This is a genomic window from Tepidimonas aquatica (assembly GCF_007556585.1).
GTDB lineage: Bacteria > Pseudomonadota > Gammaproteobacteria > Burkholderiales > Burkholderiaceae_C > Tepidimonas > Tepidimonas aquatica.
Genome location: NZ_VJNA01000072.1, coordinates 1 through 2,023, shown reverse-complemented (window position 1 = coordinate 2,023; position 2,023 = coordinate 1). Strand labels below are relative to the sequence as shown.

Genomic DNA, 2,023 nt, shown 5'->3' with positions numbered 1-2,023 from the left:
CTGTACAATCACCACATCCCCCAGAAAGCCCTGGGACATGTCCCGCCCATCGAGGCCATGAAAAGATGGTACAAAGAAAAACCGGAACTTTTCATAAAAGTGCCACGCAATCGTCCGGGACCTGACAACGCTCCAGCACCGCGCGGTTGGTGTCGAGGATCCGGTAGGCGCGCTCGAACACGCCCATCACGATGTCGCGGATGGCCTGATCGATGCGCGCCTGGGTCGATTCGGCCACCCGGCAGCCGCCGTGGGCCAGTTCCGGTGTATCGAGAAAACGCGGCCTCTGCGCCTCGAAGGCGATGTAGCCCAGTCCTTCGTCCATGCCAAAGCGGGTGATCATGTCGCGGGCGATGTCGGTGGCCCGCGCGAGGTCATCGGCGGCCCCAGTTGACAGCTCGCCGAACACCAGCTTCTCGGCCGCACGACCGCCCAGCAGCACGGCGATCTTGTGCTCCAGGTCGGCGCGCGTCATCAGGAAGCGGTCTTCGGTGGGGCGTTGCAGCGTGTAGCCCAGCGCGCCGATGCCGCGCGGGATGATCGATATCTTGTGTACCGGGTCTGTGCCTGGTAGCGCCAGCGCCACCAAGGCATGGCCCATCTCGTGATAGGCCACCGTCTCGCGCTCCTTCGGGTTGAGGACACGGTTGCGCTTCTCCAAGCCGGCGACGATGCGCTCGATCGCTGCAGTGAAGTCCTGCAGCTCGACCGCACGGGCTTTGCGCCGGGTGGCAGCCAGCGCCGCTTCGTTAACCAGGTTGGCTAGGTCGGCACCAGAAAAGCCGGTCGTCAACGCCGCGACTTGTTCGAGATCGACATCACTGGCCAGGGTAACCTTCTTGACGTGCACTTTCAGGATGTCCAGCCGCCCCTTCTTGTCGGGCCGGTCCACCAGCACCTGGCGGTCGAAGCGACCGGCGCGCAAAAGCGCCTGGTCGAGGATTTCGGGGCGGTTGGTGGCGGCGAGGATGATCAGCCCGACCGAGCTGTCGAAGCCGTCCATCTCGGTGAGCAGCTGGTTGAGGGTCTGCTCGCGCTCGTCGTGGCCGCCGATGGGGCCGCCGACGCCGCGTGCGCGGCCCAGCGCATCGAGCTCGTCGATGAAGATGATGGCCGGCGCCTGCCCGCGGGCCTGCTCGAACAGGTCGCGCACACGGGCCGCACCCACGCCGACGAACATCTCGACGAACTCCGAGCCTGAGATGGAAAAGAACGGTACCCCGGCCTCGCCCGCCACGGCCTTGGCCAGCAGGGTCTTGCCCGTGCCGGGCGGGCCAACCAGCAACACGCCCTTGGGAATGCGCGCGCCGAGCCGTCCATACTCCTGCGGATTCTTGAGGAAATCGACGATCTCAACCAACTCCGCCTTGGCTTCATCGACGCCAGCGACATCGGCAAAGGTCACGCCAGTGTTCTTCTCCATGAATACCTTGGCACGGCTCTTGCCGATGCTCAGGAAGCCACCCATGCCCTGCTTCTCGGCGAAGCGGCGGAACAGGAAGAACCAGACGCCGAAGAAGGCCACCGCCGGCAGAATCCAGGAGAGCACATCACGTAGCCAGGTGTTTTCCACCACCCGCGCGTAAGGCACGTCGTATTTCGACAGCCGATCAGCCAGGTCGGGTTCGACGCGAGTGGCCACGATGGTGGTCTTGCCCTGGCTGTCCGGCGATTTCAGGCGCCCGGTGACCGTGCGGTCCGACACCAGCACTTCGGCGATGCGCCCCTCGGCCAGCGCCTTCTCGAATTCGCTGTAGGGCACGGGCTCGACGGTCTTGGCCGCCTGCCAGTAGTTCTGCAGCGTCAGCAGCAACAGGCCGGCGACGATCCAGTAGCCGATGTTCCATTGATCTTTCTTTTCCATGGGCAATGTTCCTCGCAAGTCGTGTCGCTAGATGTCAGGTCCCGGACGATTGCGTGGCACTTTTATGAAAAGTTCCGGTTTTTCTTTGTACCATCTTTTCATGGCCTCGATGGGCGGGACATGTCCCAGGGCTTTCTGGGGGATGTGGTGATTGTACAG

The 2,023-nt window shown here is 63.5% G+C and carries 1 protein-coding gene and 2 pseudogenes; 1 reads left to right on the top strand and 2 read right to left on the bottom strand.

What is annotated here, in order from left to right; genetic code table 11:
• Positions 1–126: pseudogene (locus tag Taqua_RS13665) on the top strand (IS481 family transposase); the annotation flags it as partial.
• On the opposite strand, the gene ftsH reads toward Taqua_RS13665, so the two are convergent.
• Entirely contained in the window at positions 92–1,864 is a 1,773-nt protein-coding gene (ftsH, locus tag Taqua_RS12935; protein WP_144326978.1) for an ATP-dependent zinc metalloprotease FtsH, read from the bottom strand. The pseudogene Taqua_RS13665 and the gene ftsH sit on opposite strands and share 35 nt — an antisense overlap.
• Before the next feature lie 27 nt (positions 1,865–1,891).
• Positions 1,892–2,023 (bottom strand): annotated as a pseudogene (locus Taqua_RS13660) (IS481 family transposase); the annotation flags it as partial.

Coding starts and splice junctions, on each gene's coding strand:
- ftsH (WP_144326978.1), bottom strand. CDS start 1,864: ATGGAAAAGAAAGATCAATGGAACATCGGCTACTGGATCGTCGCCGGC.